3 protein-coding genes are annotated in these 3,366 nt (G+C 38.9%); all 3 read left to right on the plus strand.

Translation table 11 applies throughout. From position 1 onward, the window contains the following. Positions 1 to 100 precede the first annotated feature (100 nt). The 3 genes from BGC07_RS14765 to BGC07_RS20800 all read left to right on the plus strand — a co-directional run bounded on the left by BGC07_RS14765 (position 101) and on the right by BGC07_RS20800 (position 3,121). Positions 101 to 2,188: an acyl-CoA dehydrogenase gene (locus BGC07_RS14765; protein ID WP_069313715.1), complete on the plus strand. Its 2,088-nt coding sequence runs from the start codon at positions 101 to 103 to the stop codon at positions 2,186 to 2,188. Between the two features lie 35 nt (positions 2,189 to 2,223). Next, positions 2,224 to 2,481, plus strand: a complete 258-nt coding sequence (locus BGC07_RS14770) for an acyl-CoA-binding protein (RefSeq protein ID WP_069313716.1) — start codon at positions 2,224 to 2,226, stop codon at positions 2,479 to 2,481. 493 nt (positions 2,482 to 2,974) lie between these two features. After that, positions 2,975 to 3,121 (plus strand): hypothetical protein, encoded by a 147-nt coding sequence (locus tag BGC07_RS20800; protein ID WP_158006963.1) that lies wholly within the window; start codon positions 2,975 to 2,977, stop codon positions 3,119 to 3,121. Positions 3,122 to 3,366 lie beyond the last annotated feature (245 nt).

Genomic DNA, 3,366 nt, shown 5'->3' on the forward strand with positions numbered 1-3,366 from the left:
AAGAAGAAGCATTAAATGCGGGGGATAGTTGGTTTGAAGCTGAAATTTTTTCGCGGTAAGCCTGACTGGCAAAAACTGCGGGGGTTTAACCATCTCAAAAATGAGTGAAGAAGAGCAAGCATTTTTTGATAATGAAACCGAAGAGCTGTGCCAGATGATCGATGACTGGAAGGCGACGCATGAAGATAAGGATTTGTCGCCAGAAGTTTGGCAATTTATGAAAGACAAAGGCTTTTTTGGCTTGGTTATTGATAAAAAGTATGGCGGTAAAGGTTTCTCTGCCTATGCCCATTCGACGATTGTTATGAAGGTGGCATCAAAAAGCTCGAGTGCGGGAGTGACAGTCATGGTGCCTAATTCTTTGGGTCCAGGGGAGTTACTTTACCATTATGGGACTGATGAGCAGAAAAATAAATTCTTGCCTGATTTAGCAAAAGGTCGACAAATTCCATGTTTTGCACTCACGGCACCAGAGGCGGGGAGCGATGCGGCATCAATTCCTGATAAAGGTATTGTTTGCATGGGCCAATATCAAGGTCAAGAAACGCTAGGAATTCGTTTAACCTTTAATAAGCGTTATATTACTCTGGCCCCTGTTGCGACATTAGTCGGTTTAGCATTTCATTTATATGATCCTGAGCATTTATTAGGAGAACAAGAAGCTATCGGGATTACTTGTGCATTGATGCCGCATGATCATTTGGGTGTTGAAATCGGTAATCGCGCTATTCCGCTGGATATGTGTTTTATGAACGGCACGGTGCGTGGAGAAGACGTTTTTATCCCGATTGATTGGATTATTGGTGGCCGTGCTCGCGCGGGGCAAGGCTGGAAAATGTTGGTTGAGTGTTTATCCATTGGCCGCTCGATTTCGCTACCAGCTTGTGCAACAGCCACAGGGGCTTTAAGTTTTGCCATGACCGGGGCCTATGCTTTAGTTCGAGAGCAATTTAATACATCGATTGGTAACTTTGAAGGTGTAGAAGAGGCGTTAGCGCGCATTGGCGGCTTAACTTATATTCTTGATGCTTGCCGTCGCTTAACCGTCACTGCGGTGGATCATGGTATTAAGCCTTCTGTAGCTTCGGCGATTGCGAAGTATCATATGACAGAAATGAGCCGCCAGGTCATTAATGATGCGATGGATATTCATGGAGGGCGCGGAATTTTACTCGGGCCACGTAACTATATCGGTCGTGCCTATCAGAGTATGCCAATTGGTATCACTGTAGAAGGGGCAAATATATTAACACGTAATTTAATTTTATTTGGGCAAGGCGCGATGTGTGCACACCCTTATTTGCGCAAAGAGTTTTATGCGGCGCGTGATGGCAAACTCGCTGAATTTGATCAGGCATTATTCTCACATGGAGGCTATTTATTTAAAAACTTCTGTCATAGCTTTTGGCATGGTATGACAGCAGGTAAATTAATCTCTGCACCTGAGAGCCGCCTAGCGAAATACTATCAACAGATCAGCCGGATGAGTGCAACATTTGCCTTAACCTCTGATGTTGCGCTGCTTTATTTAGGTGGAGCGTTAAAGCGTAAAGAGCGACTTTCTGCACGCTTGGGCGATGTGATGAGTTATTTATATATGGCTTCAAGTGTATTAAAACGTTATGCCGATGAAGGTGAGCCGAAAGAAGAGCGTATTTATGCCGAATGGGCGGTGCAGCATTGTTTGCATAATGCGCAAGTTGCTTTTGAGGAGTTTTATCAAAACTTCCCACAGCGTTTTCTTGCACGAGTTTTGCGTCGCCTTACTTTCTTCTGGGGCAAGCCTTATAAAGCACCACAAGACCGCTTAGATCACAAAATTGCACAAGATATGTTAAATGATACAGAGGTGCGTCGTCGTTTCTCTAAGTTGACCTATGTACCGCACAATGATCCAGAAGACCCTGTTGGCCGTGTTGAGCATGCCTTTAATTTACGTTTAGAAGTAACACCTATTTTGGCCAAAGTGAAAAAAGCGGTTAAAGCAGGAGAAATTGCTAAAGGTGCATTAAAAGGACAGATTGAGCAATTACGCCAGCGTGGTTCTTTATCTGTACAAGAATTACAGCTATTACAGCGTTATGAGCAAGCACGTTGGGAAGTCATTCAAGTCGATGAGTTTAGTAAAGAGTCATTACAAAATAACAAAAAAGATGCGACTATAATCAAACGCTCAGATGTAGCATGATTATTTAGATTAAATGTAAACAACAAGGAGAGATAATGGAAACGTTAGAGCAACAATTTAATAAAGCAGTCGAGGATGTACAGTCAGGAGCTGCAACAATTAAGCCGACCAATGCGAATAAACTCGCCTTATATGCCTTATTTAAGCAGGTTGAACAAGGGGATGTGATCGGTGAAAAGCCAGGGATGACAGACTTTGTCGCACGTGCAAAGTATAGTGCTTGGGAAAAGTTAAAAGGTGTTGGTCGTGAAGATGCTATGAAGCGTTATATTGAGAAATCTAGAGAGTCTTAATATTTTATCTGAGAGTTAATCTTAATTAAGCCGGCTAAATGTCGGCTTTTTTATAATAGCAGCTGTTGTGAATAATAGAATATGCTAGGTGTGGTTGCTATAGCTGAAATTTTGTAAGAATATCACTATTTTAGACGGTGATATTATTGGTATTTATTGACAGAATTTAGCTATACCGTGTTAATGTTTATGATTTAAATAAATGAAATTTGTGTTTGTTTTTTGTAAGAAGAATTAATATTTGTATAAATTTATTAAAATTACTTTATTTTTATTGGTTTGCGGAGACAATCGTTAGTTAAATTTTACTGATAGGTTTAAAAATATATAATTCCCATAGCTTATTTTTATCATTAATATAATATTACAGGTTTTTTAAGGTCAATTGAAAGATTGTTAACGTATTTTTAACAATTGGCGTGTTATATTATTATTGAGCGTCAGATGTAAAGAAATCCTGTTTCCTTATCATGTTATAAATAAGGAGTACATTATGAATGATATTTTACCAACATTAGCCTATTTAGAAGTTAATGGTGAAAAATATACTGATGTGGTTTCTTATGAAGAAGGGTTGTCTCTTTCTAGCTTGCCATCAGTGGAATTAAAATTTTTGGCCAAAAAAAAGAGTCAATATTGAAGAGGTTCTATATGCTAAAGCAACCTTTATAAAAAATAACATTAAAATTACTGGATTTATTGGCCAGGTTAAGCAAGTTACCTGCTCTGAAAAATACTATAGCTATTATGTGAAGTTGCAACATGAAGTGGCTCGATTAGATACAAATAACAAGAGTCGACATTTTTGCAAATATTACTTTAAATGATTTAATTCATGAAACTTTTTTCTAAAAAAAAGGCATTTCTTATAGCCTCAGATTAAAT

The organism is Piscirickettsia litoralis (assembly GCF_001720395.1).
GTDB lineage: Bacteria > Pseudomonadota > Gammaproteobacteria > Piscirickettsiales > Piscirickettsiaceae > Piscirickettsia > Piscirickettsia litoralis.